This is a genomic window from Kosakonia oryzae, assembly GCF_001658025.2.
GTDB classification, from domain to species: Bacteria; Pseudomonadota; Gammaproteobacteria; order Enterobacterales; family Enterobacteriaceae; genus Kosakonia; species Kosakonia oryzae.
Genome location: NZ_CP014007.2, coordinates 1,028,070 through 1,053,831, shown reverse-complemented (window position 1 = coordinate 1,053,831; position 25,762 = coordinate 1,028,070). Strand labels below are relative to the sequence as shown.

Below are 25,762 nucleotides of genomic sequence, written 5' to 3'. Positions count from 1 at the left end.
GAGGATTTAACGCGCTGCGCCAGCTTAAAACGTTATAAGGTAGAATTAAAACACGCACAGACTCTGCCGGTTTTACCTCTGCAGTTATTCCACAATAAAGAGAATGAAATTAACGGCTGAATCACTATCAACAAATAACAACACCCATTAAAAAATCTGCATTGCTTATGCAAAACAAACATAACAACACGCTGTTTTCCCTGCCCGGTTTAGTGTGAATATAGCCATTAATAGTGCAGGAGGAAGAATGAGCGTGGATTCAGGTTCCATTGAGAAAGATAATTCATCGACCATCGAGAAACCGCAGAGCCGCAAAGTGCTGGGTGCAACCGGCCTTGCTCACCTTTTTCATGATGGCGCGACGGACATGCACTATGTGCTTTTTGCCCTCTGGCAGCAGCAATTTGGGCTTTCAATGGCGCAGATCGGTTTACTGAAGATGCTATTTTCTGGCGCGATGTCGGCGTTTCAGATCCCATCGGGAGAACTGGGCAGAAAATACGGCGAGCGGAAAGTGTTAATCGGCGGCACGCTGCTTTTAACCGTCGCGCTGCTGCTGTATGGAACGTCAGAAACGCTGATACAGCTCATGATCTTGATTGTGATTGGCGGCCTTGGTGCCAGCGTTCAGCATCCGCTCTCCTCCAGCTTTATTACGCGGTTTTATCCCCCTCAGCGCGCCCGTATCGCGCTCAGCACCTACAACTTTTTCGGCGATGTAGGTAAAGGGATCATCCCCAGTACGCTTTCTGCCTGCCTGTTGATTATTACGTGGGGAACCGCACTGCAGTTGATTGCGCTTTTGGGTTTCCTCGTCACTCTCGGTCTTTATGTGTTACTGCCTGCGGATGGCAAAAAAGCGCCCCAGGTGGCTACGCTGGCGGGCAAAGAAGCGACACAGCAGAAGCAGCAGGTTGCCGCCAGCGCAAAACTCCCTGAGCCGCTTCGCAAACGCGCTTTCACTGCGCTGTGCGTGATTGGCAGTATCGACAACGCCACGCGTACCGGCACGCTGACATTTCTTCCCTTTTTAATGGCCGCAAGGGGCGCTTCTGCAACGCAAATCGGCTTTGCGCTGACCTTAATTTTTATTGGCGGAGCATTTGGCAAACTGGTTTGCGGGGTGCTGGCGACAAAACTCGGTGTTATCAAAACCGTCGCGGCCAGTGAGATCATTACCTCGGCCATTGTGCTGGGAATGACGGTTGCCCCTTTGCAGGTAAGCTGGCTGCTGTTGGTTCCGCTGGGTGTCGCGCTGAACGGAACCTCGTCCATTCTGTATGGCAGCGTAGCCGAACTCGCCAGACCGCATCAGCAAACCCGCGCATTTGCTATTTTCTATACCGCGTCGCTGGGATGTGGCGCACTTATGCCGCTTATTTATGGCCTGGCAGGCGATGCGATTGGGGTAAAACAGACATTAGTCGTTGTCGCGCTGCTGGTACTTTGCATATTGCCTTTGCTCATTCCCATCAGAAGCGCGACGAAAATTGCCGCGCAATAAGGCTATTCACTGCCCTTTTTGACACAGCAGAGAATCGCGGCAGAACGACCGGGAAAGCCCACGGAGTGTTACCGTTGTGCCATTAATGCGTGTAGTTCGCACGCGTCGTGGCTGCAAAAGGCGGTGATCTCATCAGCGTGATGAGTTAAGAGTTCCCGCAACCGTTGCTGGTTATGGCGTCTGGCACCGTTATCCATTGCCATCATCCATTGATAAAAGCGCAGGCCGGGCGTACAGCGCGATTTTTGCGGGTGCATTTCGTCGCGAAAGAACCAGGCATCGCCGCCATGAAGCAGCCAGCCGTGCGTCTGTTTTATCGCAATACCCGCATGGCCCAGCGTATGCCCTGCCAGCGGCAGCAGCAGGATTTCTGGCGGCAGCCCATGCAAGGCCGTCACCGCTTCAAAGCCGTACCATTTTTCACCTTGCGGTTGATAGCATTTCCAGCCGGAGATGCCGCTCCACTGGGCGGGACGGTAACGCTCGCGCGCCAGCCAACGATGACGCTGCTGCGCGGTATCGAACTCCCGCTGCAATAGATGCACCTGTGCATGAGGGAAGTCGCTTAGCCCGCCGGCATGGTCAAAATCAAGATGCGTGAGGATGATGTGCCGCACATCCTCCGCGCGAAAGCCCAGCGCCTCAATACGCGAGCGTGCAGTTAACGCTTCGCGCCGCTGAATGTTATTCAGCAGACGAAAAAAGCCGGAAAGCCGCTGCGAAGGCTGGCGTATATCCTCGCGCCCGAAACCGGTATCCACCAGCACCAGCCCGTCCCGCTCGGTTTCAATCAGCAGGCAATGGCAGACCAGATGCGCGTGGAGCCCTTTGCTGAAACCATCGTATAACGCGCCGCCAAACGGGCACATACAACCACAATTAAGATGATGAATCCGCATGTTTTCTCCCGTAGGTTAGTTATTCGCCTTGCGGGTTTGCTCCGCCTGCCCGAAACCGGTATCGCCATGAGCATGCTCACCTGCGCCCGGCACCCGTTTGAGCTGAATCACCTCGCCCTGCTCCCATGCGTTGGCCCCTTTGATCACAGGGTGCGCGATAATATTCTGGCGCGCTCGTTTGATGTCCTGAGTATTGACATCAAGCCGACGGTCCCGGTCCGCCAGCAGTGCCGGATCAAGCTGCCCTTCGCCGGTAAAGCCCATCATTAGCGCCGGAATACCCAGCGGCAGCGTCTTATCGCGATCGGTATGCCAGGTGTGCCAGGTTTTGCCGTAGGTATTAACGATCTTGCTCATCAACGCCTTATCAGCCATCGCCGGCAGACCGGGCGCCACCAGGCTACCGGATTTCACTTCGTACTGATGGCTGTGCCACAGTTTTTTTTCCTCCGGCGGCAGCGTTTTAAACAGGCGTTCGCTGATGATGTACTCAACCCCCATCAGCCGGGCATCTTTGGTATTGCTGTCATAGATGACGGCCTGCATCACATCTTCATTAAGCACGGTTACATAATGGTGGGCTTCCATCTGGCCGTTTTTATCGCCGTTGTAAAAATGAAAGCCGTCAAGGTAAGCGCTAATGGCATCGACAGGCGGGCGGGATTGAATAAGCTGCGCCCCGGTTTCCAGGGTACGCATTTTGGCAGAGGTTTTTTCCCCCGGAATCGGCGTTTGCGGCGGTGAATTATTCGCACCACAGCCGGTTAATACGAGGCTTGTTAAGACCAAAAGTGTAGGTGATTTCATCCGTTCTCCACGCACAATGACTGTACTGAATTTAGTACACCCAGGGCGATTCGACGAACTAAATGTCAAAACTACATCGATTTACAAAACAATCCGCTACGCTTTGCCCGGTCAAAGCTCGACAATCAGGCGTTGAGAAGATGGCTCAATACATCAGTTGCATCGCAACCCGGCGCTGCGGTGCCAGCCCGGAGATCGTCTCTGCTGCCAGTAACGCTTTTAACCGTGGCGAAAGCGACTCTTCTTGCAGAATTTCGAACCCCAGCGAGGCATAAAAAGGCGCGTTAAAGGGAGCATAACGATCGGTTGTCAACGAGGCGCCGGTTAAACCGCGAGCCTTACCTTCAGCCAGAAGCGCATTTATCAGCCGCCGACCAATTCCCTGCCGCTGCCAGTCTGGATGCACATCTGCTTCGGCGATATGCAGCCAGTTCTCCGTAATATAAGCCCCGGCGAAACCAACGGGGATATCCTCTGCTGCGAATGCCGCAAACAGGATTCCTTCCTCGCTCAGCCTGCTGAAATCGTCCAGGCTGCCCGCAACGGCAGCGCCAGTCACCGCGCCGGTGCCACGCAATGTTTCAAATGAGGCGAGTTCAATCGCCCTTAATGCCGCCAGATGCTCGCTCTGTGCCGGTTTGATAGTGATATCTGTCATCGGGTTATCCTTATGAACATGGCCGGTAATATTCCCCTCTCCTTTTAGCGACGTGGCCTTAAGCGCCGCAACACAGGATCTTTCCCCCTTTCCTGACTTACCGGCAGACGAGCGATAAAAATAAGTCGCGCAGCGGGATGCGCTGTGTTCCGGATGCGGAGCCATTCGGATTTTATAGCAAATGGGTAACTGACCAATGGGCCCGCAAGCAAGGTTAAAGCGGTGAAATGGCTTCCACGTCATGCTGGAAAACGTAAGGGTCGGAAAGCAGCCCAAATTCTTCATCATCCGGGTAAGTTACCGCCACATGATAGTTTTCTCCGGCAAACTCCCGCACCGATTGCAGATCCTGCCAGTAAGTGGCCAGAAAGAAATGCGCCCACTCCCCCTGCGCTTCCATGCGCACGAACGCGCCTCGATTACCCTCGATGCCCCTTGCGTGCTCGACACCGGTTTTCTCAAGGTGTTTCGCGAAACCTTCCGCATGTTTAAGTGGAACACAGCCGTGCCAGGTTCTTACAATCATGAGCTTTCCTCTTTTTATGCTAAAAATATAACGCGAAGATCGGTTAGTTCCGCAGAACAGTTATTTAACGTGATCGCCAGCAGGTCATTTGGTAAGCGACATGAGTGTATATTGTTGGGGCAATCACTCAGGAAATACATATGAGTTCAGGACATGATCCTGCCAGGCACCGTTTATTTTCAAATAGGATTCGGCATATCCCTCTTTTACAAACCCCAAACGTCTTAGGGTATTGCTACTGCGTTCGTTCTCCGGGAGATGATTGGCCATTATCCTGTGCATGCCATAGTTTTCACGCACATAACGAAGAGACCCCTCAAGGGATTCATGCATTAAGCCTCTACCCTGGCAATCGTGATCCAGTGAAAAACCTAAGTAACATGCCTGAAAAACACCAAAGATGAAATTAGTGAAGTTAATACTGGCGATAATGCGATCTTCATTTTTTAACGTCACTACAAGGTTCAGACACTTTCTATTCTCGTAATCGTTCAGTGAGTTTATTATTCTTTGCGATATATTTTCGAGCATAAAATAGTCTTCATCACGTAATGGTTCAAACGGCGCTAAATGGGACCTGTTATTAAGCAGATAACGCTGAAAACTTTCTGCAAGATCGGTGACAAGCAAATGCACATCAGTTCGCTCGGTAGAAAATAACTTCATAATTTATCCATACACGAAAATGTCGGGGGAATAGTATTAACAAAAATAACGGAATACTGACAGCCCCTGGCGATCGGATATCTTCCATTTTCGATCGTGCATGCTTGCTGTGGTGGCAAACAAAAAAGGCCGCTGTTACGGCCTGCGATAATTCAGTTTGCCGGAAGATACGTGGCGCTGAATGCATGAATATCAAAATTCACGGCTATCGGTTCGGAGCCACCGATGGACATCACTTTTTCCACAAAATTGTTGCGGTAAGTTTCGCCTCCCTCCAGTTCAATAAAACGGCTGGCATAGCTTGTTGAGAGGAAAAACAGCGCCACTTCTTCAGCGCTCAGGAACAGGATATTTGCAAACGCTTCACGCCTTGCATCCTGCAAATGCGGGCAATCACGCATCAACTCAAGCGTATCATCGTATTGTATTAAACGGGGATCGCGATGGGCAGCCCAGTGTGTTACCAGCTCTTTTTCAATGTAGTCCCGTAACGGGCCATAAATTATCGGGACATCATATCGGTAAGCGCAAAAAAGCCCCTCCGGGCGCAACCAGCTTTTCAGGTTGGTCAGCACCGCTTTACGATCCATCCAGTAAAAAGAGGTGGCGCTGGTAATCAGGTCAAAGGTCCGCCCGGGAGAAAACGTTTCTGCCGGGGAAACGGTGAAGCTCAGTTCCGGATAGTTAACCCGCGCCCGTTCAATTAACGCCTCCCCTAAATCGCATCCTTCCACATAACTGAAATAGTCTTTAAGGCGAATGCTGGAAACCCCATTACCACAGCCAATATCCAGTGCGGCACTGGTCGCGGGAGCCCGTTCGGCAAGATAACGATACAGGGTCTGTGGATAGGTTATCTTGCTTCTGATTTTATCGTAAGCCTTTGCATTCTTGTTGAACTGTTCCATGCGATATTCTCCAGTTACTCTCTTCACACCGCCCTGCCAGTATATTCAGTGCAGGGGAGATAACACTCCCCATATTATAACTGGCAAAAGACCACACTATTGACGATATAACGCTTCCGACAGGCTGCTCGCTTCACATTTGAGGTGAATGTACGACACGGTTATTTTTTCAGTTTATTTCTGTGCACCGGTAATTTTTTTTCGCATGACGATCAGTATTAACGCGAAAAGTGCCGATGAATATCATCAGCCAGCGGAATCATTAATTTTGTACATAAAGGTTGTGCCGTGTAAGGTATTTTCTATCGACTTCGCATAGCAAGGTATTACCCCGGCTATCTGCCACCCAAGGGAAAGATATAAGTCGCTGGCCACATCTCCGGTTCGTGTATCAAGTACGAGTAAAGAGATACCTTTTTTCCAGGCCATATCTTCTGCCCGACGCATTAATTCTCTGGCAATTCCCTGACGACGAGCCTGTGGATGAACGAGGAGTTTGGATATTTCAGCACGATGGCGGCCATTCGGAATGCCACAATAGTTAATGATGACGGTTGCGGCTAAAAAACCCTTATCGCGGGCGATTAATAACTCGCAATCGTGGCTGGCAAGACTATAAATTTTATCTTTCCAGAAACGGTCAATAGCCTGCCGATCGTCGGGATCGGTAAAACCGACGCTGGCTCCATCTTTTACACAAGACTGCAACACGTCACCTAATTCTGGTAAGCATTGATGCGCCTGTGTAGCGCTGAGAAGTTCATATTCGATCATGATTTACATATCACCAAAATATAATGTGCACCGAGGCTCTGATGAGCGCTGAATGATGAAGAACCTGATAAATGGAAACGCAAACTGTCGCCTTCTTGCAAACTCCATTTTTCAGTATTCATCGTAATCGTTAATTCACCTGCATATAACCATAGATATTGTTCAAGCCCCTGAACGGGAGGGCTTGAATATTCAATAAAAGCGCCAGGGCGCAATTTTCCCTCGATCATCTCGCAGCGGAATTGAGTAGAAGGCGGTAATAACATGCGTCGCTCAAAGCCATTCAGCTCATCCTGCCACAGGGGTTGTTGCTCTGCCCTGAACAGATTATCTGCGGCCTGTTCAATCTCGCTTAGCAGCCGGGACATTGTCATCCCGTACACAATACAGAGCTGGTTGAGAACCTCAGCAGTCGGGCTGACCTCACCCCGTTCAATGCGTGATAAGGATGCCCTGCTGATGCCTGACGCAGAGGAAAGATCGTCAAGTGACCAAGTGTGTTGTAAGCGCAGCGCAGCCAGACGTGCGGCTAATCTTGCTCTGTAATCCTGGTTGTTCATGCCATTTCTCTTATTTGAGATATTATTCCCACAAAAGAGAGATTACTGATTACTGAAACCCTGTCAAGCGCTATTGCAGGGGCATGTCATGCAGCGGTATTGATGTTAACTGCGTTCATCAAAGGCAAATGTCCTGGTATTTCTGTTAATTCTTGACCCTATGGGGTGGGTCATTATGGCGATATATTGCAGCCTTAACACCGCCGGACAAATTGATGGCGCCCGGTTGAAGGCGATCAACACTCTGTGATTTCCGTCTGTAACGCTAGTTACGGCATTTCGTCATGAGGTTCCCGTGTTTACACAGCCTGATTCATCCTTCTCGCAGAGAAAGACACTTTTGCATTTCAGCCCTTTCAGGCGGCTTATCATCATCGCCGCTGCAGGTGCGGCATTGCTCTTCGCGGGTGATATTGCATGGGTATATCATCCGGGCGCTTCAGCGCCAGCCATGCATCATGATGACCAACATGCTTTGACGGGTTTACAGATGTCCGGTATGTCCGGTGTCATGGATACCACGCGCCCTGAAACGAGCATCAGGCCCGTTTCCTGTGAGTCTTTGCCGGACATTCCCGGCAAATCCATCACCGTAGCGGTGGTTGACTTTCCGCCAGACGCTTATACACCGCGGCATCGTCATCCGGGTTCGGTTTTGGCGTTTGTCCTGAAAGGCACGTTGCGCTCGCAAATGGAAGGAGGAGCGGCTGAAACTTATACAACAGGGCAAACCTGGTTCGAGCCGCCCGGCGCATTACACCTTTTTGCCGAAAACGTCAGTAAAACGGAACCTGCCGAATTACTGGCTACCTTCATTACCGACAGTGATTGTGGTGCGCTGGTGATACCTGACTGAATATTTCCATAATCAGCAACATCCCAGTCTGGAATATAAAAATAATTCCCGCTCGCAGGTGGTTGTCAGGCGTGTATTCTGACCCATGTGTGAATACGTTATCCCGAATGCAGGAACGGTAAAATACAGGTGATATTATGACTGAACATATAACAAATCAGCCGGGTGGAAATTATGTTCCCGTCATCATCCATGACGGGCTGGCTTATGTGAGCGGGCAACTTCCGCGCAAAGGTGAAACGCTACTTTATTCAGGAAAAGTGGGACAGGAGATTGATCTTCCCGCTGCTCAACAGGCCGCAGCTTTTTGTGCAGACCTCTGTATTGCAGCAGTGAGTGAGGCCGTAGGCGGCGAGGCTAATATTATCCAGGTGATTAAAGTCGTCGGGTATATTGCTTCTGCCCCCGGTTTTATCCAGCAAAGCCAGGTAATGAATGGAGCATCCGATCGGCTCGTCGCGAGGCTTGGAGCAAGGGGCACGCATGCCCGCACTTCGGTAGGCGTTGCTGAATTACCGCGCGGCGCGCCTGTTGAGCTGGAAATGATAGTCGCAGTGCGAAAGTGAGAAAGGCCTGCCGGAAAAGTCTCACCTGCAACTTTTATATCGCAAAGACATTTCTGATTGGGGGCAGATAATCGCGCTGCCCCGCTCTATTTCCGTCGCGACAGTATTTATATGAAGGTGATGATGAAAGAAAAGTCCGTTTATATACCCGTCCTCGAATTTTTACAGCACCAGTTGCAGGGTACGCTGGACGATACGATGACAACACATATGAATTATCCCACAGCCATCTCAGGGCTGCTGGGTTTCAGCATTGTGGATATTGGCGAAGCAAAGGCGACGCTGATGCTTGATGCCGATTCGGCACGTCATGGAAATCAGCAGGGCACTGTCCATGGCGGCTTATTATGCGAACTGGCAGACGCTGCAATAGGAACCGCGCACTCGACCTTAATGCAGAAAAATGAAAGTTTTACAACGATAGACCTTAATGCCACTTTTCTTCGTCCTGTCTGGCGTTCGCGTTTGTTAGCTACCGCACATGCTGAGCATCGTGGCAAAACGATCAGTCATTACCGATGTGAAATATCTCGCGAAGATGGTAAGGCCGTCGCCATTATAACCAGTACGGTATTAACGCTAACGGGTGAAAAAGCCCGGGGAAGATAAATTCTCCGTTATGACAGATAAAAGATGAGACGCTGTGTCGTTAATAATTAACGTACAAGTGTTTATATTTTGAAAAATTGGCGAAAAGTGGATACAGGGGTTATTACCAGCGATCTTCACGCGGTTGGGGCATCTTCACCGCCGATATTTCTTTCAAAGGAGAACCACATGTATCCGATACCGTCGGCCAGGCCCATTGCCGCTGTCCTGGCTGTGGTGGTGCGTGAAAAACACGTTCTGCTGGTAAAACGGAATAACCCGCCGGACGCCGGTATGTGGGGCTTTCCCGGTGGGAAAACGGAGATCGGCGAAACATCATTCGCCGCCGCTCAACGTGAGCTCTATGAAGAAACGGGTATCGTGGCAGACCCGGAGCGGATACTCACGGTGGTGGATGCGATTGCTAAAGATGATAACGGCGATGTGAGCACGCACTACGTTATGGTTGCAATACAATGCCGGTATGTGAGTGGCGAACCCGCTGCAGCCGATGACGTAAGTGAAGCCCGCTGGGTGAATATTCAACATCTTCTGCAGGACAACTACATAATGAGTGAAGGCGTGTCGGAACTGGCCGTACTCGCCTCTGGGGAGCAGCCTGATTCCTGCGAACAGGCGCCAGGGCGCAAGCAATAGGCTGAATATTCACCGTTCCGGCGCATCCCTGAGCCGGACGTCATGATTACTGACGCATGCCGATCGCCAGACGGTTGAAGGCGCTCATCAGCGCAATCGCAAAGGTCAGGTCGGAAATTTCAGCTTCGCTGAAATGTGCCTGCAGAGGAAGATAATCATCATCAGGCGCATGCGTTTTATCTACGTGCGTCAGCGACTCCGCCCACGCAAGAGCCACACGTTCACGTTCGCTGAATAATTCGCTGACGCGCCATCCCGCCAGACTATCCAGTCGCGCAGCGCTTTCACCGTCGGCGCGCAGGGCTTTGGCGTGCATTTCAAGACAAAATGCGCAGCCGTTAATCTGCGAGATCCGCAGCCAGACTAACTCTATCAGCGCTTTCCCGAGGCTGCTTTTACTCAGCGCCTTTTTGGTCGCAGCAAACCCGTTATAGGCTTCCGGGGAAAGGGTGAAATAGGGTAAACGTTGTGGGGTGCTCATCAGTTTATCTCCGGTTATTAAAAAACGTCATGCTAAGGTCTGACGAAAGTGCATGCCTGCCGCCAGCAATCCTTGTCGATAGTAAAAACGTTGTCCCAGCGCATTGCTTAAAGCGGTATCCAGCACCAGGTGAGTACAATTCTGCTCGTGCGCCTCTGCGCGCAGGGCATCGATTAATTTCGCCCCCAGTCCGTGGCTGCGGGCACAGGGGGCAGTCACAAGGTCATCGACGTACAGAAAGCGCCCGTACAGCAGATTTTCCGAAATCCGATAGCCCGCCAGGGCCAGTAGCTGTTGATCCTGCCAGACACCTTGCAAGCAATACCCTTGTTGAGCCTGACGATGGACGCGCGCGATAAAGTTCGCGGCATCGGTCAGGTGCGGTCGCAACTCCCGCATTAGTGTGTACGCAGCATGGAGCGCCAGCTCGCTTTCAACCTTGTATAGTTCAAATGTCGCCATTCGTTCCCCCTGTCTGATGGCTGCAATATATCGCCGACATGACCCATGCTACAGTGACAAGAATTATCTAAATCACCAGGACAAATGACATGAAAGCACAGATGCTGAAATCCAGCTGGCAGCCTGACACACCACTCTATTTGCAGCTTTATCAGCGCTATCGCGACGCGATCGCTACCGGCCGGCTGAGCCCGGGGGAGCGTGTTCCATCAATACGCAATCTCGCCAGCGAGCTTCACGTCGCGCGGGGAACGGTGGAAATGGCTTATCAGATGTTGGTTAGTGAGGGCTACCTGGTGACGAAAGGCGCGGCGGGCACCCGGGTCTCGCCCCAACTGGCGACGCTGCCGAAGGCCGGAAATCCGCTGCCGCAGCACAGAACCTCAGGTGTGCAACCTTATCAGGTGCGCCAGACGGGGAATATTTTACCGTTTCAGCCTGGTGTACCGGCGCTTGATGCGTTCCCGCGTAAAATATGGTCTCGACTGTCGGGGCAAACGCTGCGGATGATTGAGGCCACGATGATGAATTATCCCGATCCTGCCGGATACACACCGCTACGGGAGGCCATCGCTACCTATCTGGGCATTTCGCGTGGTATCGCCTGCACGCCGGAACAGGTCTTTATTACCATCGGCTATCAGGGAGCGCTGGAACTGCTGTGTCGTACCGTTTTACGGACAGGCGACGACGGTTGGTATGAAAATCCCGGTTATTTTCCTGGTAGATACGCTCTGCAGCAAATGGGCATGACGCTAACCCCGGTTCCGGTGGATGAAGAGGGGCTACAGGTCGCCGTCGGGCAACAGATGGCACCCAATGCACGGTTTGCGGTCGTCACACCTTCACACCAAAGCCCCACAGGCGTCGCATTATCCCTCCCCCGACGTTTGGCGTTGCTGGCGTGGGCGAACCAGAAAGATGCCTGGATCATTGAGGATGACTACGACAGTGAATTCCGTTACCACGGGCATCCACTACCGGCCCTGAAAAGTCTCGATCATGAGCAGCGTGTGCTTTATACCGGAACCTTCAGTAAGGTCCTGTTTCCCGGCTTGCGTCTGGCCTATCTGGTGGTACCTCCCGCTTTGCAACGGACCTTTCACGAGGCGGTTAACCACGGGCCAGGACCTGGATCAATTCTGCCGCAAGCGATGGTGGCGGCCTTCATGCAACAGGGGCATTTTGCCCGCCATTTGCGCAAAATGCGCCAGTTGTACGCCGTCAGACGCGGTTATCTTGTGGAGGCACTTGAACGCATTATCGGCTCCTCTCTGCACATCCAGCCGCAGGCCGGGGGAATCCAGGTTCTGGCCTGGCTGAACGAGCATCAGTGCGATAAAACGCTGGCGACAGCGGCTCAGGCCGCAGGGCTTGGTGTCAGGGCGCTCAGTGAATGGGAGGCAGGTACCCGGCAGCAGAACGGGCTATTGATGGGATTTACCAATTTTACCCGCGCGGAAGAAGCACAAGCTGCAGTGAAACGTTTGGCAGCATTATTAGCGCCATAAGGTCGCCTGCTGGCACGCCTGCACGTGCATAAATCACATTACGCATTAACCTTGCCGCCGATCATCCCCCTCTGCGCAGCCCTTTCAGTAACGCCTGTGTCGCAGCAGACGATTTTCCGCATGGCGAACAAACCAGACCAAATTCACGCTGTACAGTAGGTGTCACCGGCACCACGCACAAGCCGCGTAATTCAACCGGCAGGGCAGATTCAGGGACCAGCGCGACACCCATCCCTTCCCGCACCAGCAGGCAGGCACTGCTCCAGTCGCGCACTTTCACGCGTATGTCAGAAAGCTGCAAACCTGCCTGTTCCATCAGACTTTTTCCATTGACGATACATCCGCCTGTGGCGAGAACAAAGGGTTGGTCTGCCAGTTTTTCCAGCGTTATGCCGCTCGTACCGGCATGACGTCCCAGCGGATGACTGGCTGGCATTACTGCAACCCATACATCCTGCCCAACGATAAAGTCGGCTCGTCCCGGTAGCGGGTTCATTACCACGCCCAGCTCCACGGTGTCTGCAGCAAGCCACTCCTCGACTTCCTCGTCCGTACCTTCCAGTACCACCACTTCCATGCCCGGGTGCAGGCGCTTAAAGTCGCGCAGCAGTCCAGGCAACAATGTGGATGTCACGGAAGGGAAACTGGCAAGTCGAATGCGCCCACCCTGTAAACCCCGGTTCTCATCCGCCAACATGCGAATCGCGTTAAGCCGCTCCAGCATGCTCCTTGCATGCCCGACAACCTGCTCACCCAGCGCGGTGACACCGATATGCCGACGCTCACGCGTAAATACCGCGAAACCAAGTGAAGATTCTAACTGGGCGATAGCCTGGCTGGCACCGGACTGAGTCATTCCTACTTCCTCAGCGGCACGCGAGATATTGCTGGCATCTGCCACTGCGACCAGTAAGCGCCAGTGCAAAAGATTCATCATAAGTATCAGTAGCTCAGCTAATAGCTAATTCATGAAACATTAATTTTACAGCGCAAGACGCTTTAATCACAGTGTATTGAGGATCGCCCTGAATGTTAGGCAACAACTTTTCACTTTATCGGAGAGAGAGCATGAAATTGTATTACGCCCCGAACACCTGTTCGCTTTCACCACACATTGTGCTACGTGAACTCGGGCTGGAATTTGAACTGATCAAAGTGGATAACAGGAGCAAACTCACTGCGGACGGACGCGATTTCCGGACCATTAACCCTAAAGGCTATGTCGCTGCACTGGAACTGGATAATGGGCAGATCCTCACCGAAGGCCCGGCCATTGTGCAGTACCTCGCCGACATGAAACCGGAAAGCGGGCTGGCGCCGCGAGCGGACAGCTGGGCGCGGGTACGTCTGCAGGAGTGGCTGAACTTTATCACCAGTGAAATACACGCAGGCTCGGCACCGCTGTTCAACGCCACGCTGCCGGAAGAGGTCAGAGCGTTTTTTCGTGAGAAACTCTTCCGGCGCTTCGATTTCCTCGAGGATGCACTCAACGATAAAACCTATCTGACCGGTTCGTCGTTCAGCGTCGCTGATGCCTACCTTTTCACCGTGCTGGGCTGGTGTGAATTCTTCTCCTTCGAACTGAATCGCTGGCCCGCCCTGTTAGCGTATAAGAGAAGGATCAATGCGCGTCCTGCTGTACAGGCGGCCTTACTTGCAGAGGCGTCACAATAACTTCCAGCGGCTTATGACGGGCGCGTGCGTTGCCTTCTCAGCGAACCTTGATGATCAGTTTGCCGGTGACGTGCCCTTCTGCGCTCACCCGATGTGCTTCTGCCGTCTGCTGCAGGGGGTATACGCCCTGAACAGGAAGTTGAAAAAGGCCATGTGCACAGAGACGGGCAACTTCTGCGAAGACAATTTCCGGTTGTTCCGGCGGGCCATGGGAAAACTTCGCGCCATATTGCTCTGCTGAAAAATCAGCAACGGAAAGCACATGGGCAGGATCGCCCACGATGGCAATCAACTCAGCGATAATTCCGCCTCCCGCAACGTCAATAGCGGCATCGACGCCCATGGGAGCCAACTGAGTTATTCGCGCCTTTAAGCCGGGAGCGTAAGTCGTAGGCACTGCGCCTAATGAAGCGAGATAAACATGCTTAGGAGAGCTTGCGGTTCCAATAACGTTAATGCCGCGCAGACGTGCCAACTGGACTATCGCAGTGCCTACGCCCCCTGCCGCCCCGCTAACCAGCAGAGTCTGCCCTGCTTCGACGTTCACTTCATCCAGTGCCCGGGTGGCAGTATCAACAATAACGGGCAAGCCGGCGGCCACTTCAAAAGAGACGGCAGCGGGTTTGAGCGCCCAGTGGGTAAGAATGGCTTTCTTCGCGACGGTGCCATCGCCAAAGCCAAATACCGCAGTGCCAATGGCGACGTCAGAAACGCCATCGCCAACCTCATCCACAATGCCGCTGGCTTCCACACCGACCGTGAGCGGAAACGTAATCTCTTCGAATGCTTGATACTGGCCTTCTCTTCGTTTCCAGTCTGAGGGATTCACACCCGCACAATGCACCGTAATACGGATCTCCCCGGGGCCAGGATGTGGAACCGTTATTTCCTCGACTTGCAATTCGTCAGGCCCGCCGAAAGCGTGATAACGGATTGCCTTCATCTTGTTACTGTCGCCGGAGCGCAAAGGATGGGAAAAAAGCGGAAGTGAACCGACGGATAAAGCGGGTTTAGAACTTGAGTTTGACATAGATGCGCTCCGTTTATCGTATCGCTACGCAAGAGTAACGATAAGTGCTCCCGCCATTTCATGGCAGTAAAGCCGTTGATTTCGAAGACGCTGGTCAAACTGTGAGGACACAGACTCGACGTATGCGCGATCACTGCAGCAACAAAAATGATCGTTTTTCGCGACGTTGCGTAAGCCTATGCAGGCCAAAGTTTGCTGTCAAGTGTGGCGCTTTTCTATCGTCAATCGGGGTTATTGTTGATAAGTCCGCACTTCGCTCAGAGCAAACATCCGCCTGTTTGTGTGCTGGTTCTGACAACTGCCTGCGGTCCAGCGACCAGCCGGAGAAACAGGCCGGCCGCCGCTGGAAGGAACCATCAGCACAAAGAAACGGGGTTTAATCCGGGCAAAATACAGGTAAAGCAGATTTTCTGAATACGCTCTGTCAGGAATATCAGTCCGGCGCAAACGGTGGCCTCACAAAACGCTGCGTTTTATCAAAACGGGCGAGTACTTTGTGGGTGATATTCCGCCTGGCTGCTGTCGCCAGGCATGCGAAAAGAACCCAAACCACTATGAGGGAGACTCAAGCCCTGAGACTTGATGCGCTTCAGAGTGCCTGCTTTGGAAGGTGAGAAATATTAATTTCCCGCTTTCAGTAAACTGCGAAGCACCTCTTCCAGCCGCGTGTCGCCGATAGCCCGCTCATCTTCAGCCCCTTCGAAGCAAATCCAGCCTTCGTTAAAGCCATCGATCATCTGCATACGAGGCGAAGGAAATTGGTGTCCCTGCTCACGGAATAACGTTTCCCAGGCGCGACGCGCAACGGCTTCGGCAACAACCGGGCGGCCTAAAATTTGCGAGAAAGTGCTGGCAATATCATTTGGCGAGACGCGACATGGCCCCTCCAACTCAACGACGCGTTTTCCAGCCCAGCTCTGCTGCAATAACGAGGCAGCTAACTTACCAACATCGGCGGTGGCGACCATCGGAACGGCTTTATCCAGAGGTTGTAAAAAACTTTGAATGACGCCTTTCTCGCTGGCAGAGACAACATCCAGGGCACAGTTCTCCATAAACCATCCTGGACGAAGAAACGTGACCGGTAACGCCAGGCCATTCAGCGCCTTTTCCATCAACGTGCGCTGAGTTAGCAGGTTAATCTGTGATGCCTGCGCGCCAATGGTAGAAAGGCAGACGACCTTCTCGGGTTCAGCGCTACGAATAGCCCGGACAAGAGCATCGATGATTCGACATGCAACCGGGAACCCCGGCGCCGGGTCAAAATCTGAAGGAGGAAGGATAAACACTCCTTTCGCACCTTTAAATGCTTCAGCCAGAGCGCCAGCATCGTCCATCTCTGCAATCGCAACTTCACACCCAAGCGCCCGCCATTCCCCGGCTTTGGCGGCGTTACGCATGACGCCGCGAACGGGAAGATTTTTGCTCAGTAGAGTGCGTGCAACAACGCCGCCAACTTTGCCGGTAATGCCAGTGATAACATACATTTATTAATTTCCTTTTCTGAAAGAACATGGATCAACCGTTTGTCAGTGAGCGCGAGTATAAGGAAGATAAGTTGTTGACAGAATGCTCAAACACTCACCACATTAGTGACATAAAGTCATCTATTAACAATCAGGAGAAATGATCATGAGCGTTGACGGGCGGCAATTGTCGAATATCAGCGTGCTGGCGGCGATTGTGCACAGCGGCAGCTTTGCCCGGGCAGCAGAATCTCTCAACATGTCTGCTTCAGGCGTAAGCAGGGCCGTAACCCGGCTGGAAAGCAGTATTGGTGTAAGGCTTTTTGACAGAACCACTCGTGCAGTGAAGCTGACTGATGAAGGCAGAAGGCTGTATGAAGAGATAAGCCCGCTGCTGGAGGGTATCAGTGATGCTATCAGTCTGACTTCCGGAGCGTCCACCGCCGTTACCGGGCGCCTGCGTGTGAATGTTGATCCTTTTTTTTCACGGCACACTCTGGCTCCAACTATCAATGCATTTATGAAATCCTATCCGGGTATTTCAGTGGAAATTGTGGCGCGCGATCAGCTCGGGGATCTGGTCTCAGAAGGATTTGATATTGCTGTACGGTTTGGTAACCCGCCTGCGTCTTCTTTGATCGCCCGCAGGTTGCTTGAAGTGCCCACGAAAACTGTGGCGTCTCCGGAATATATCCAACTGCATGGCAAGCCTGAAACGCCGGCGGATTTAATTCACCATTCCTGCATTCAGGTCAGAAGTTCAATGACCGGGCAGCCATTAGAATGGGAATATGCATTAAATGGAAACGTTATTCCTGCCAAAATATCCAGTCGCCTGATGGTGAATGACTCCGGAACGCTAATCGCAGCCTGTGTAGCGGGCGCAGGAATAGCACGAATTAAAGCCAGCGGCATTGAAGATCTGCTGGCCGAGGGGCGTCTGGTCGAGTTGCTTACTGGCTGGGAAGGAGAAAGATTTCCGCTTTATGTGTTATATCCATCCCGGCGGCTGCCCCCCGCGAAAGTGAGAGCGTTTGTAGATTTTGTAAGTAGAGTCTTAGAGCGCGATGTATAAGCTCAGGAGCGACCGCGACGCGCTACTCTCCATTCAGCTTCAGGATGGTATGTGGCACCGGCGCCATACAGAGGGCTGGCTTGCGCACCGCTCGCCAGCCTTTTAAAACCATACTCAGATGAACGGCAGCTTTGTGCCAGAAGCGGACGTTACCGCCAATTGAGTTGACTTGCACACAGAGTGCTATGGAAGTCTGGTGCTTTTCATTTCATAAAATGTCCCGGGTACCGGCAGGTCTATATGTTTCTGAGCAGTATTATTTTTTTCTGATCTGATGAAGGCGAAAGGCCGAAATGGCGTCCATATTCCCGACTGAATTGCGTATGGCTTTGGTAGCCGACAGCATGTGCTATGGCTGTGATGCTGTCGCCAGTTGTGGCTAACTTCAAACGAGCCTGCATCAGGCGAAGACGTTTTTGGTACTGGACAGGGCTGAGCGCGGTGACCGCCTGAAAGTGGCGATGAAATGCGGAAACGCTTAATGCCGCCATGGCGGCCAGCTCTTCTACCCGCACGGCTTGCATATAGTGTTGTTTCAGCCAGTTAATCACCTTATAGATGCGGGCAAGATGCGATTCCGGCGTGGCAATATCACGCAACATCCAGCCCTGCGGCCCCTGAAGAACCCGGAATAAAATCTCTCGTTCATACGCAGGAGCTAAAGCAGAAATTTCCTCTGGCTTGTTGAGCAGTCGCAGCATTCTCAGCCAGGCATCAAGCAATTCGGAAGTAACCGGGGCGACAGAAAATCCGGCGTTATAAAGATGCGTTTTACCTGAACCCGGCATTCCATCCAGTAATTCAGCAATAATCTCAGGCTTCGGTGTCAGACTCACCGCAAGATAGGGCGCCCCGGTTCGCTCATCGGCAAAGACTTTGCCAACGGCGGGCAGATCCACCGACATCACAAAGTAAGTGGCAGGATTGTATTGCCAGGTTTTATCTCCCACCGTCATGCTCTTCGAGCCCGTGAGTATCAGATTAATCATCGGCTCATAGACAGCAGTAAGCCGGTGCTCAGGAATTTCCCCCTGTACCATCGCGACACGCGGTATAGCGGTTGCGGTGATTTTATTCCCGGCTTTTGAAGCCAGCAGGCGCAGTTCAGCTAATTTTTTTTCCATCCTGTTTAAATAACACGGCATGGGATCGGCAACAAGATTAAAGCAGGATTAGGCAAATATCAGAGAGGATTACAGGAGTCACCGTCCGACGCAGGGCGTAACCTTATATACGTCATCCTTTTCTTTCAGGAGCTTTCATGAAAAATGTTCTGATTACCGGCGGAAGCCGCGGCATTGGGGCCAGCACGGCGATTGAGTGTGCGCGTCGTGGCTTTGGCGTCATCCTGACCTGGAACAGCAAGCCGCAAGCCGCCAGCCAGGTGGTTGAGCATATTCAGGCCGCCGGAGGGCATGCACTAGCGTTGCAGTTAAACGTAGAAGATACCAGCAGTTTTAGTCAGTTTCGTTCAAACCTCGAAGACATAATGGAATCACACTGGGAAGCCAGAGGACTTCACGGGCTGGTCAACAATGCAGGATATGGTCTTTATAATCCCATAGAGACAGTCACTGAAACGCAGTTCGACAGCCTAATGAACGTCCATTTGAAAGGGCCTTTCTTCCTTACCCAGACGCTGCTACCACTTCTAGAACCGAATGCTGCAATTGTTAATCTCACCAGCGCCACCACCCGCGTGGCAACCGCCGGTGTAGCGCCGTATGCAACATTCAAGGGGGGCCTTGAGGTACTGACACGCTATATGGCGAAGGAGTTTGGTGAAAGAAAGATCCGGGTCAATGCCGTGTCACCCGGTCCAATTCGTACTGAGCTTGGTGGCGGTTTAAGTGATGAATTCGAAGCATTGCTGGCCGGACAAACAGCCCTTGGCCGAATTGGCGAGCCTGACGAAGTTGCCCGTGTTATCGCCGGTTTACTGTCTGCCGACTGTGGCTGGATTAATGCCCAGACGATAGAAGTCACGGGCGGTTATAACATCTGATTGCGGAGCTTTTATGCTTGACCATATCTTTATTACCGTAAGTGATACTGAGCGTTCAATCGTTTTTTATGAGCGTGTTCTGCATCTTCTCGGCATCACCAACCGTCACGATTATGACGGTAGCAATGGTCCATCAGGCCATCCTGACCTCAAGGGATTTGGTGCCAATGGACGCGTGTTTTTCTGGCTAAGATCGGGTACGCCTTCTCCTCAGGCCGTTCATGTCGGGTTTGTGGCAGATTCCGAAATAATGGTTAACCAGGCTTATGCTGAGGCCATCGCCGCAGGTGCCACGGAGATTCACTCGCCAGGTGCGCAACTGCATTATGACCCGCGCTATTACGCCGCTCAGGTCAGAGACCCGGATGGATACAGTCTGGAGTTTGTCTATAAAAGCTGGCAGCACGGACGCTGAAAACATCATGCTGCAAGGTAAGCACAGGGGTGTGATACTGGCAATGCCCAATCTGATTCCTCTTTAAAGATGGGATATCTTAATGAAAAAACTAATGATTTACGGTGCGTCAGGCTATACCGGGGCGATGATTGCACGACACGCGCAGGAAGCTGGCCTGCAGATAATCGTTGCCGGTCGCGATGGGGAAAAACTGGCAGCGATGGCTTTGAAAATGGATATCGCGTTTCGGGCTTTCAGCCTGGATGATCCTGACACAATTGATAGTGCCCTGGAGGATATTGACGTACTCATAAATTGTGCCGGTCCGTTTATGTATACCGCAAAGCCGCTAATCACTGCGGCAATCCGCCAGAAGGTCCATTACCTTGATGTGGCCGCTGAACTGGACAGTTACCAGTTTGCTGAAATCTTCGATGACGTCGCTGTTTCAGCAGGTGTGATGTTACTGCCTGGCTGCGGCGGAAGCGTGGCAATGCTGGGATGTCTGGCAGCCCACGCTGCCGCGAAGATCAAAAATCCGGCCCGTATCTCGCTGGCACTGCATGTCACCGGAACAATGTCGCGTGGCTCAGCGGTAAGCGCAAGTGAGAATTTATCAACTGAATGTCTGCTGCGCCGTAACGGTCAGTTGATGCAGCGCGAGTCAACCGAGTTGCAAAACTTTGATTTTGGCAAAGGGCCGCAAGCCTGTTTTCCCGTAACGCTTCCCGATGTCATTACCATCTGGAAAGCAACGGAGATACCTGATATCGAGACTTTTGTATATCTTTCCGGCGAAGGGTTTCCGCAGGGCAATTTGGCTGATTTGCCCGATGGGCCGACAGCTCAGGAGCGTAAAGGCAGTCGTTATCAGGCCGTTGCGGAAGTCATGAATGCAGATGGCGATACCCTGCGTATGTTGCTGGATACGGTGAATGGATACAGCTTCACTGCTCTGGCGGCTGCCGAAGCAGGTCGTAGAGTACTGGCGGGAGAGTGTCGTCCGGGATTCCATACTCCTGCCGGGTTATTCGGTAAACATTTTGCCGAGACCATAGCCGATACCCGGATTGTGGCATTTGACGATCTACACTGAACAAAAGGAAATATTCTGATGTTTCTGAATTGATGATAAAAGCATTCAATATTCATCCGCCTGTTAAAAATGGCTCGCATCAACGGGGCATACTTTTGCTGCGTTGCTTAGTCTGACTCTGAAACAGAACAGGAGTTTTTATGTCTGTCATCGACCATATTGAAATTTCAGTGAAAAATGGACCTTTATCACTACGTTTCTATCAGCAGGCACTTGAACCATTAGGCTTCAGGCTGGTGATTACCCAGGGGCCGGCCCAAACGCGAACTGGTGGATTTCGGTATGGGCTTGGTCCGCAAGGTTATCCCCGGTTGTGGTTGCATGACAATGAGGAAATCGGTGCGCCGCTGCACCTGGCTTTTTCTGCTGATGAGCGCAGCACAGTGGATCAGTTCTGGGAACGGGCACTTCTGGCGGGCGGGAAAGATAACGGAGCACCGGGGATCCGTAAGCACTATCATTCACAATATTATGCAGCTTACGTTTTTGATCCTGACGGTAATAATCTGGAAGTCGTCTGTCAGCAAAGCATGTAAAATAATCAAGTTGTCCATGCCCAGCATGACCTCCTCCCGGTTGATTATTACACGCTACTGTTAGTCCTACATCGCTGCGGTTATGACAAATGCGAACTTCCGCTCCACGCTCACAGCGGACCTTTAGCTCAATTATCTTGTCCGCTCCGTGCCAGGAGCGGACATTGACTTGCTCCCGTGTTGCTGAGGCATTTACTTTTTCGGGGAAATTTTGCGGCGCAGGTAATTCGCCGACAGCGCCGCAATAAGGCCACACAGGCTCATCAGCAGCCAGGCTGCATGGAAGGATTCGGGTGCAGCAGCTTTACCGCTTAGAGCAACAAAAAGCGCAACGCCGATCGCCGCACCAATCTGGCGTGAAGTGTTGATCAGCCCTGTTCCTGTCGAATACATATGGGCCGGAAGCCCGGAAACCGCACCTGCCATAAAGCCCGTCTGCGCGATACCCGCACCGAGTCCGGTCATAATCAGTCCGGGCAAATAGTCCAGTAACCAGGCATTATCGGTATGGTCGCTGAGCGTTAAAAACCACCAGAGTCCACTCAGGAAGTACAGTACGGAGCCTGCGACAGCAAGGTTCTGTGGAGTGGCCTTTACCCTCCCGATAAGCAGCGAGGCGACAACGGCGGTGCCGGGTCCCGCAGCAAAAGCAAGACCTGCCTGTGCGGAGGTCAGGTGCCATGCCTGGGTCAGAAACATCGTGCCGCCAAGTAACATAACGGCAAAACTCATATAAAAACATCCCATGCCTATTGTTGCCGTTGTGAAAGCCCGGGAATGGAACAGACTCAGGTCGAGAAGAGGACGGGAGGATTTCAGGCAGTGGTACACAAATACCGTCAGAACGACGATGGCTCCCATACTTCCCGCGAAAATAGCGGCTTTGTGGGTGGCCCATTCCGAAGTATGAGCTATGGTGGCGGTGAGGAGAGCTATTCCTGACGTCAGGAGTACGCTTCCAGCAATATCGGGGGCAGGCCCGGTATGCGGTGCACTTTCTTTCAGGTATCGGGTACAGATGAGAGCCCCAATCACGATGGGCACGTTGATGAAGAAAATCAGATGCCAGTCCGCCTGAACCAGAAAGCCACCCAGGACAGGGCCCGCCGCGGCCGCAACCGAGCCGGTGGCTGCCCAGAACCCGATCATCTGCTTATGCTTCTCCTGAGGATATGCACCCAGTAGTAGCCCAAGGCTTGTCGGGATGAGCATGGCCGCAGCAACCCCCTGTATTGCCCGCGCGGCGATGAGTATCCAGAGCGTGGGCGCCAGCCCGCAGAGCAGGCTCGACAGTCCAAACAGGGCCAGACCTACCGAGAAAATAGTCCGTCGGCCGTACCGGTCAGCAAAACGGCCGCTCAGCACCAGAGTGGAGGCAAAACAGACTGAGAAGATCGTCAGAATCAGTGACAGTGTGGCCTCGGGGTGTTCGGGAAAACTTCGGCTGATCGACGGGAAGGCAAGATTGACGACAAATAAGTCCAGGGAGCTCAGGATGCTGCCCAGCCCGATTGAAAGCAGGCCTGCCGGGTGAATACGTGATGGCGAACTCGCTGTTATGGTTGATGAATTAAGGGTCATTGTTCCTCTCTGAATAAAGTGCTGTTCGCTGGCCATGGCATAATAATACGTGTATATACCCGCATATTACTCCGAGCGTCAACGCTTTCCAGCCCGCAGGTTAATAAACCTATGGTTTCAGGCAGAGAGTCACTGCAACAGATGATTATCTCCCGGCGTCGCGTTCTGGACTCAGATATAATGCGGGTATATGCTCGTAAACCCCTTTTGTTCTCTGAGCTTGATACGGGCACTTGATATGAGTTCTCCCTGTTACTGTAAAAATCTGCGCGACTTCACTCGTAAGGTGACCGCTATTTATGACGCCGAGCTGGATGCCTATGGCATCAATATTGCGCAGTATTCGTTGATGAAGCTGGTGATAAATAATAATCCCGTAAGCCTTACCCGGCTCGGTGATATCGCCGGGCTGGATCGTTCCACGGTAGGACGAAACGTCACCATTCTGGTGCGTCAGGGGTGGTTGCAGGTTGACCGTGATGGCATGGACAAAAGGCAGCAGCAGGTTTCCATCACCCCTGAAGGTGAAGCGCTCATCAGAGAAGCCTTTCCGGCCTGGCAGCGCTGCCAGCACGTCATTGAAAAACATCTTGGACCTGATAACGTCAGGGCGCTGCAGCACATTTTTCACCAAATCTGAATTGCAGGTTGCCAGTTTAAAAGAATAAGATGATATGCGGGTATATACCCGTATGCCTGTATCTCTTTTAAAGACCAGGAAAATCATAAACATAAGCAACAGGTGACAACGTGAAATATCAGATCCTTGGAAATACGGGCGTTAAAGTCTCTTCAGTGGCCCTGGGAACGGCAAATTTTGGCATGCGGTGGGGGCACGGCGCATCGTTAGACGAAAGTCGGGCGATTTTAGATGCCTTTGAAGCGGATGGCGGTAACTTTATCGATACCGCTGACGTGTATCAGTTCGGTGAATCGGAAGAGTTCCTGGGGACCCTCCTTCAGGGGCGCAGAGATGATTTCTTTCTCGCGACAAAATATTCGAGCGGCGCAGCTAAAACGGCTGGCGGGCTGGTTACAGGCAACAGCCGCCGGGCGATGGTGTCCTCGGTGGAGTCGAGCCTGAAGCGGCTCAAAACCGATCGTATTGATTTATACTGGGTTCATCATCCTGACGATATCACGCCTTCAGAAGAGCTGGTCCGGGGACTTGAAGATCTGTCCAGAGCCGGAAAAATTCTTTACGCCGGTTTGTCCAATTTTTCGGCCTGGCGGCTGGCACGCGCAGCAACGCTTGCCGAGCTGTCTCGCGCGGTGCCGATTGTCGCCTCTCAGTTCCAGTACAGTCTGGTTTCACGTCAGCCCGAACGTGACATGCTGAAAGCCTGTCAGGCGCTGCAGATAACACCCATAACCTGGTCCCCGCTGGGCGGTGGAATGCTCACAGGCAAATACCGTGCCGGTGAAAAAGGCAGGGCAGAAGGGATGGGCGGAAAGGTATTCCAGGCGGAAAACAACGAACAGCGGAGCGCCATTCTTGACGAGGTTCTGGCTATAGCCACTGAAAACGGGGCAAGCCCGGACCAGGTAGCTATTGCCTGGGTTGCTGCACAGGAATGTATCCCTATTATTGGCCCCCGGACCCAGGCGCAGTACGTCAGTAATGTGGGGTTTTCAGGGGCGAATCTCACAGAGGCACAAATCGACAGGCTGAACAGCGTCAGCCAGTTTGACAATGACATTAAAACTGCCCCCGTGCAGGCATTACTGGAGCATGTTATACCGGGTAAACCCGTGGCATAACATTAGGGCTATAGCCCTGGGGGATAAACTGACATCAGAACTGTTGTCAGTTTATCCGACTGAAATGACGGGAACAGGATCAAGCGAACTGTATGTGTTTCACAACAACATATCCACTGCGACCAGTACCAGTGCCCCTGCAAGGATCCTATTGACCAGGCGACCGTGCTGGCGAAGAAGCGCCTGAAAAAGGTGTCCTGCTGCCGCCCAGCAGAGGTTGCCAAAAACACCGATCAAAGCCAGCAGAACGCTGATCAGAATAATCCAGACCTGACTGCTGGTATAGGGAATGACGAAAGTAGAGAGCGCCGTTACTCCATAAAGGATGATTTTTACATTCGCAAACTGCAGTAAAAAACTGGTTCTGAAGCTCAGAGGGACGTCAGAACGGGTGTTATTTGCAGGCTGGCTTCGGGCTATTTTCAGTGCCAGCCAGAGAATATAAATCACGCCTAACCAGGTCAGCCAGTGGGTTACGGAAGGCAGTGTCCGGGTTATCGCCACGGTAAATAAGGCGCACAGGAGCATAATAATGAGAAATCCAGCCCCCATGCCAGCCAGTGGACGTAGGCTTTTATGAAACCCGTGAGTATGCACGCAGCTCAGAGCCAGAATGTTATTAGGACCTGGGGTAAGTGCAGTGATGAAAGTATAAGCCAGAAAAGCGCCAGCAATTGAAAGTGACATAATAACTCCTCTTTTTTTTTAATTTAGAGGA

Annotated in this window: 30 protein-coding genes; 14 read left to right on the top strand and 16 right to left on the bottom strand. The window is 52.2% G+C overall.

From position 1 onward, the window contains the following. The first annotated feature begins 247 nt into the window (after positions 1–247). The gene (locus AWR26_RS05120) at positions 248–1,504 is read left to right on the top strand and encodes an MFS transporter (protein ID WP_064564069.1); all 1,257 of its coding nucleotides are present in this window, start codon (positions 248–250) and stop codon (positions 1,502–1,504) included. Positions 1,505–1,572: 68 nt separating this feature from the next. On the opposite strand, the gene AWR26_RS05115 is transcribed toward AWR26_RS05120, so the two are convergent. The 8 genes from AWR26_RS05115 to AWR26_RS05080 all read right to left on the bottom strand — a co-directional run bounded on the left by AWR26_RS05115 (position 1,573) and on the right by AWR26_RS05080 (position 7,302). Next, positions 1,573–2,403: an MBL fold metallo-hydrolase gene (locus AWR26_RS05115; RefSeq protein ID WP_064564067.1), complete on the bottom strand. Its 831-nt coding sequence runs from the start codon at positions 2,401–2,403 to the stop codon at positions 1,573–1,575. A 15-nt stretch (positions 2,404–2,418) separates the two neighbouring features. Beyond that, entirely contained in the window at positions 2,419–3,210 is a 792-nt protein-coding gene (locus AWR26_RS05110; protein ID WP_064564065.1) for an OBAP family protein, read from the bottom strand. Between the two features lie 145 nt (positions 3,211–3,355). Continuing rightward, positions 3,356–3,868, bottom strand: coding sequence for a GNAT family N-acetyltransferase (locus AWR26_RS05105; RefSeq protein ID WP_064564063.1), 513 nt, complete (start codon positions 3,866–3,868; stop codon positions 3,356–3,358). A gap of 214 nt (positions 3,869–4,082) precedes the next feature. After that, the gene (locus AWR26_RS05100; RefSeq protein ID WP_043952416.1) at positions 4,083–4,394 is read right to left on the bottom strand and encodes a hypothetical protein; all 312 of its coding nucleotides are present in this window, start codon (positions 4,392–4,394) and stop codon (positions 4,083–4,085) included. Positions 4,395–4,517: 123 nt separating this feature from the next. Beyond that, complete coding sequence (locus AWR26_RS05095; RefSeq protein ID WP_064564061.1) at positions 4,518–5,060, bottom strand: GNAT family N-acetyltransferase; 543 nt, start codon at positions 5,058–5,060, stop codon at positions 4,518–4,520. A 152-nt stretch (positions 5,061–5,212) separates the two neighbouring features. Next, positions 5,213–5,968, bottom strand: coding sequence for a class I SAM-dependent methyltransferase (locus AWR26_RS05090; protein WP_064564059.1), 756 nt, complete (start codon positions 5,966–5,968; stop codon positions 5,213–5,215). 246 nt (positions 5,969–6,214) lie between these two features. Then, a complete protein-coding gene (locus tag AWR26_RS05085) occupies positions 6,215–6,742 on the bottom strand; it encodes a GNAT family N-acetyltransferase (RefSeq protein ID WP_064564057.1) in 528 nt (175 codons plus the stop codon). Further along, the gene (locus AWR26_RS05080) at positions 6,739–7,302 is read right to left on the bottom strand and encodes a helix-turn-helix domain-containing protein (RefSeq protein WP_064564055.1); all 564 of its coding nucleotides are present in this window, start codon (positions 7,300–7,302) and stop codon (positions 6,739–6,741) included. Before AWR26_RS05080 ends, AWR26_RS05085 begins: the two co-directional genes overlap by 4 nt. 295 nt (positions 7,303–7,597) lie before the next feature. Here AWR26_RS05080 and AWR26_RS05075 point away from each other — a divergent pair, with 295 nt between their 5' ends. The 4 genes from AWR26_RS05075 (at position 7,598) to AWR26_RS05060 (ending at position 9,969) form a co-directional block, all read left to right on the top strand. Continuing rightward, positions 7,598–8,158, top strand: coding sequence for a cupin domain-containing protein (locus AWR26_RS05075; RefSeq protein ID WP_206062523.1), 561 nt, complete (start codon positions 7,598–7,600; stop codon positions 8,156–8,158). A 137-nt stretch (positions 8,159–8,295) separates the two neighbouring features. Then, on the top strand, positions 8,296–8,724 hold the full coding sequence (locus AWR26_RS05070; protein WP_064564051.1) for a RidA family protein: 429 nt from the start codon (positions 8,296–8,298) through the stop codon (positions 8,722–8,724). A gap of 120 nt (positions 8,725–8,844) precedes the next feature. Beyond that, positions 8,845–9,333 (top strand): PaaI family thioesterase, encoded by a 489-nt coding sequence (locus AWR26_RS05065; RefSeq protein WP_244256229.1) that lies wholly within the window; start codon positions 8,845–8,847, stop codon positions 9,331–9,333. Between the two features lie 168 nt (positions 9,334–9,501). After that, positions 9,502–9,969: an NUDIX hydrolase gene (locus tag AWR26_RS05060; RefSeq protein WP_064564049.1), complete on the top strand. Its 468-nt coding sequence runs from the start codon at positions 9,502–9,504 to the stop codon at positions 9,967–9,969. 46 nt (positions 9,970–10,015) lie between these two features. On the opposite strand, the gene AWR26_RS05055 is transcribed toward AWR26_RS05060, so the two are convergent. Both AWR26_RS05055 and AWR26_RS05050 read right to left on the bottom strand, forming a co-directional pair. Beyond that, a complete protein-coding gene (locus AWR26_RS05055; RefSeq protein ID WP_064564047.1) occupies positions 10,016–10,450 on the bottom strand; it encodes a carboxymuconolactone decarboxylase family protein in 435 nt (144 codons plus the stop codon). Between the two features lie 27 nt (positions 10,451–10,477). Continuing rightward, entirely contained in the window at positions 10,478–10,912 is a 435-nt protein-coding gene (locus AWR26_RS05050; protein ID WP_064564045.1) for a GNAT family N-acetyltransferase, read from the bottom strand. Positions 10,913–11,001: 89 nt separating this feature from the next. Between AWR26_RS05050 and pdxR the strand changes: the two genes are divergently transcribed. Further along, positions 11,002–12,423 (top strand): MocR-like pyridoxine biosynthesis transcription factor PdxR, encoded by a 1,422-nt coding sequence (gene pdxR, locus AWR26_RS05045; protein WP_064564043.1) that lies wholly within the window; start codon positions 11,002–11,004, stop codon positions 12,421–12,423. 61 nt (positions 12,424–12,484) lie between these two features. On the opposite strand, the gene AWR26_RS05040 is transcribed toward pdxR, so the two are convergent. Continuing rightward, positions 12,485–13,360 carry a LysR family transcriptional regulator gene (locus tag AWR26_RS05040; RefSeq protein ID WP_082934073.1) on the bottom strand — a complete coding sequence of 292 codons (876 nt, stop codon included), beginning with the start codon at positions 13,358–13,360 and terminating at the stop codon, positions 12,485–12,487. A gap of 131 nt (positions 13,361–13,491) precedes the next feature. Between AWR26_RS05040 and gstA the strand changes: the two genes are divergently transcribed. Then, positions 13,492–14,097 (top strand): glutathione transferase GstA, encoded by a 606-nt coding sequence (gstA, locus tag AWR26_RS05035; RefSeq protein ID WP_064564041.1) that lies wholly within the window; start codon positions 13,492–13,494, stop codon positions 14,095–14,097. 37 nt (positions 14,098–14,134) lie between these two features. On the opposite strand, the gene AWR26_RS05030 is transcribed toward gstA, so the two are convergent. Next, positions 14,135–15,040 carry an NADP-dependent oxidoreductase gene (locus AWR26_RS05030; RefSeq protein WP_064568959.1) on the bottom strand — a complete coding sequence of 302 codons (906 nt, stop codon included), beginning with the start codon at positions 15,038–15,040 and terminating at the stop codon, positions 14,135–14,137. A 707-nt stretch (positions 15,041–15,747) separates the two neighbouring features. After that, the gene (locus AWR26_RS05025; protein ID WP_064564039.1) at positions 15,748–16,614 is read right to left on the bottom strand and encodes an NmrA family NAD(P)-binding protein; all 867 of its coding nucleotides are present in this window, start codon (positions 16,612–16,614) and stop codon (positions 15,748–15,750) included. A gap of 145 nt (positions 16,615–16,759) precedes the next feature. On the opposite strand from AWR26_RS05025, the gene AWR26_RS05020 reads away from it, so the two are divergent. After that, positions 16,760–17,668, top strand: coding sequence for a LysR family transcriptional regulator (locus AWR26_RS05020; RefSeq protein ID WP_064564037.1), 909 nt, complete (start codon positions 16,760–16,762; stop codon positions 17,666–17,668). A gap of 236 nt (positions 17,669–17,904) precedes the next feature. On the opposite strand, the gene AWR26_RS05015 is transcribed toward AWR26_RS05020, so the two are convergent. After that, positions 17,905–18,792, bottom strand: a complete 888-nt coding sequence (locus AWR26_RS05015; protein WP_064564035.1) for an AraC family transcriptional regulator — start codon at positions 18,790–18,792, stop codon at positions 17,905–17,907. Positions 18,793–18,929: 137 nt separating this feature from the next. Between AWR26_RS05015 and AWR26_RS05010 the strand changes: the two genes are divergently transcribed. The 4 genes from AWR26_RS05010 (at position 18,930) to AWR26_RS04995 (ending at position 21,702) form a co-directional block, all read left to right on the top strand. After that, entirely contained in the window at positions 18,930–19,673 is a 744-nt protein-coding gene (locus AWR26_RS05010; RefSeq protein WP_017460051.1) for an SDR family NAD(P)-dependent oxidoreductase, read from the top strand. Between the two features lie 13 nt (positions 19,674–19,686). Next, the gene (locus AWR26_RS05005; protein WP_017460052.1) at positions 19,687–20,088 is read left to right on the top strand and encodes a VOC family protein; all 402 of its coding nucleotides are present in this window, start codon (positions 19,687–19,689) and stop codon (positions 20,086–20,088) included. A gap of 82 nt (positions 20,089–20,170) precedes the next feature. Further along, positions 20,171–21,166, top strand: a complete 996-nt coding sequence (locus AWR26_RS05000; protein WP_064564033.1) for a saccharopine dehydrogenase family protein — start codon at positions 20,171–20,173, stop codon at positions 21,164–21,166. A gap of 140 nt (positions 21,167–21,306) precedes the next feature. Beyond that, entirely contained in the window at positions 21,307–21,702 is a 396-nt protein-coding gene (locus tag AWR26_RS04995; RefSeq protein ID WP_017460054.1) for a VOC family protein, read from the top strand. Positions 21,703–21,894: 192 nt separating this feature from the next. Here the strand turns inward: AWR26_RS04995 and AWR26_RS04990 are convergent, their stop codons facing one another. Continuing rightward, positions 21,895–23,319, bottom strand: a complete 1,425-nt coding sequence (locus AWR26_RS04990; protein ID WP_244256227.1) for an MFS transporter — start codon at positions 23,317–23,319, stop codon at positions 21,895–21,897. 202 nt (positions 23,320–23,521) lie between these two features. On the opposite strand from AWR26_RS04990, the gene AWR26_RS04985 reads away from it, so the two are divergent. Both AWR26_RS04985 and AWR26_RS04980 read left to right on the top strand, forming a co-directional pair. Further along, positions 23,522–23,923, top strand: a complete 402-nt coding sequence (locus AWR26_RS04985) for a MarR family winged helix-turn-helix transcriptional regulator (RefSeq protein WP_064564031.1) — start codon at positions 23,522–23,524, stop codon at positions 23,921–23,923. Between the two features lie 110 nt (positions 23,924–24,033). Further along, positions 24,034–25,044 (top strand): aldo/keto reductase, encoded by a 1,011-nt coding sequence (locus tag AWR26_RS04980; protein WP_064564029.1) that lies wholly within the window; start codon positions 24,034–24,036, stop codon positions 25,042–25,044. A gap of 99 nt (positions 25,045–25,143) precedes the next feature. Here the strand turns inward: AWR26_RS04980 and eamB are convergent, their stop codons facing one another. Next, positions 25,144–25,731 carry a cysteine/O-acetylserine transporter gene (eamB, locus tag AWR26_RS04975; protein ID WP_024906929.1) on the bottom strand — a complete coding sequence of 196 codons (588 nt, stop codon included), beginning with the start codon at positions 25,729–25,731 and terminating at the stop codon, positions 25,144–25,146. Positions 25,732–25,762: the final 31 nt, after the last annotated feature.

What these genes read in the sequence shown, in the direction of transcription:
- AWR26_RS05120 (WP_064564069.1), top strand. Translation starts at nt 248, where the DNA reads ATGAGCGTGGATTCAGGTTCCATTGAGAAAGATAATTCATCGACCATC.
- AWR26_RS05115 (WP_064564067.1), bottom strand. Translation starts at nt 2,403, where the DNA reads ATGCGGATTCATCATCTTAATTGTGGTTGTATGTGCCCGTTTGGCGGC.
- AWR26_RS05110 (WP_064564065.1), bottom strand. Translation starts at nt 3,210, where the DNA reads ATGAAATCACCTACACTTTTGGTCTTAACAAGCCTCGTATTAACCGGC.
- AWR26_RS05105 (WP_064564063.1), bottom strand. Translation starts at nt 3,868, where the DNA reads ATGACAGATATCACTATCAAACCGGCACAGAGCGAGCATCTGGCGGCA.
- AWR26_RS05100 (WP_043952416.1), bottom strand. Translation starts at nt 4,394, where the DNA reads ATGATTGTAAGAACCTGGCACGGCTGTGTTCCACTTAAACATGCGGAA.
- AWR26_RS05095 (WP_064564061.1), bottom strand. Translation starts at nt 5,060, where the DNA reads ATGAAGTTATTTTCTACCGAGCGAACTGATGTGCATTTGCTTGTCACC.
- AWR26_RS05090 (WP_064564059.1), bottom strand. Translation starts at nt 5,968, where the DNA reads ATGGAACAGTTCAACAAGAATGCAAAGGCTTACGATAAAATCAGAAGC.
- AWR26_RS05085 (WP_064564057.1), bottom strand. Translation starts at nt 6,742, where the DNA reads ATGATCGAATATGAACTTCTCAGCGCTACACAGGCGCATCAATGCTTA.
- AWR26_RS05080 (WP_064564055.1), bottom strand. Translation starts at nt 7,302, where the DNA reads ATGAACAACCAGGATTACAGAGCAAGATTAGCCGCACGTCTGGCTGCG.
- AWR26_RS05070 (WP_064564051.1), top strand. Translation starts at nt 8,296, where the DNA reads ATGACTGAACATATAACAAATCAGCCGGGTGGAAATTATGTTCCCGTC.
- AWR26_RS05065 (WP_244256229.1), top strand. Translation starts at nt 8,845, where the DNA reads ATGATGAAAGAAAAGTCCGTTTATATACCCGTCCTCGAATTTTTACAG.
- AWR26_RS05060 (WP_064564049.1), top strand. Translation starts at nt 9,502, where the DNA reads ATGTATCCGATACCGTCGGCCAGGCCCATTGCCGCTGTCCTGGCTGTG.
- AWR26_RS05055 (WP_064564047.1), bottom strand. Translation starts at nt 10,450, where the DNA reads ATGAGCACCCCACAACGTTTACCCTATTTCACCCTTTCCCCGGAAGCC.
- AWR26_RS05050 (WP_064564045.1), bottom strand. Translation starts at nt 10,912, where the DNA reads ATGGCGACATTTGAACTATACAAGGTTGAAAGCGAGCTGGCGCTCCAT.
- pdxR (WP_064564043.1), top strand. Translation starts at nt 11,002, where the DNA reads ATGAAAGCACAGATGCTGAAATCCAGCTGGCAGCCTGACACACCACTC.
- AWR26_RS05040 (WP_082934073.1), bottom strand. Translation starts at nt 13,360, where the DNA reads ATGATGAATCTTTTGCACTGGCGCTTACTGGTCGCAGTGGCAGATGCC.
- gstA (WP_064564041.1), top strand. Translation starts at nt 13,492, where the DNA reads ATGAAATTGTATTACGCCCCGAACACCTGTTCGCTTTCACCACACATT.
- AWR26_RS05030 (WP_064568959.1), bottom strand. Translation starts at nt 15,040, where the DNA reads ATGAAGGCAATCCGTTATCACGCTTTCGGCGGGCCTGACGAATTGCAA.
- AWR26_RS05025 (WP_064564039.1), bottom strand. Translation starts at nt 16,614, where the DNA reads ATGTATGTTATCACTGGCATTACCGGCAAAGTTGGCGGCGTTGTTGCA.
- AWR26_RS05020 (WP_064564037.1), top strand. Translation starts at nt 16,760, where the DNA reads ATGAGCGTTGACGGGCGGCAATTGTCGAATATCAGCGTGCTGGCGGCG.
- AWR26_RS05015 (WP_064564035.1), bottom strand. Translation starts at nt 18,792, where the DNA reads ATGGAAAAAAAATTAGCTGAACTGCGCCTGCTGGCTTCAAAAGCCGGG.
- AWR26_RS05010 (WP_017460051.1), top strand. Translation starts at nt 18,930, where the DNA reads ATGAAAAATGTTCTGATTACCGGCGGAAGCCGCGGCATTGGGGCCAGC.
- AWR26_RS05005 (WP_017460052.1), top strand. Translation starts at nt 19,687, where the DNA reads ATGCTTGACCATATCTTTATTACCGTAAGTGATACTGAGCGTTCAATC.
- AWR26_RS05000 (WP_064564033.1), top strand. Translation starts at nt 20,171, where the DNA reads ATGAAAAAACTAATGATTTACGGTGCGTCAGGCTATACCGGGGCGATG.
- AWR26_RS04995 (WP_017460054.1), top strand. Translation starts at nt 21,307, where the DNA reads ATGTCTGTCATCGACCATATTGAAATTTCAGTGAAAAATGGACCTTTA.
- AWR26_RS04990 (WP_244256227.1), bottom strand. Translation starts at nt 23,319, where the DNA reads ATGGCCAGCGAACAGCACTTTATTCAGAGAGGAACAATGACCCTTAAT.
- AWR26_RS04985 (WP_064564031.1), top strand. Translation starts at nt 23,522, where the DNA reads ATGAGTTCTCCCTGTTACTGTAAAAATCTGCGCGACTTCACTCGTAAG.
- eamB (WP_024906929.1), bottom strand. Translation starts at nt 25,731, where the DNA reads ATGTCACTTTCAATTGCTGGCGCTTTTCTGGCTTATACTTTCATCACT.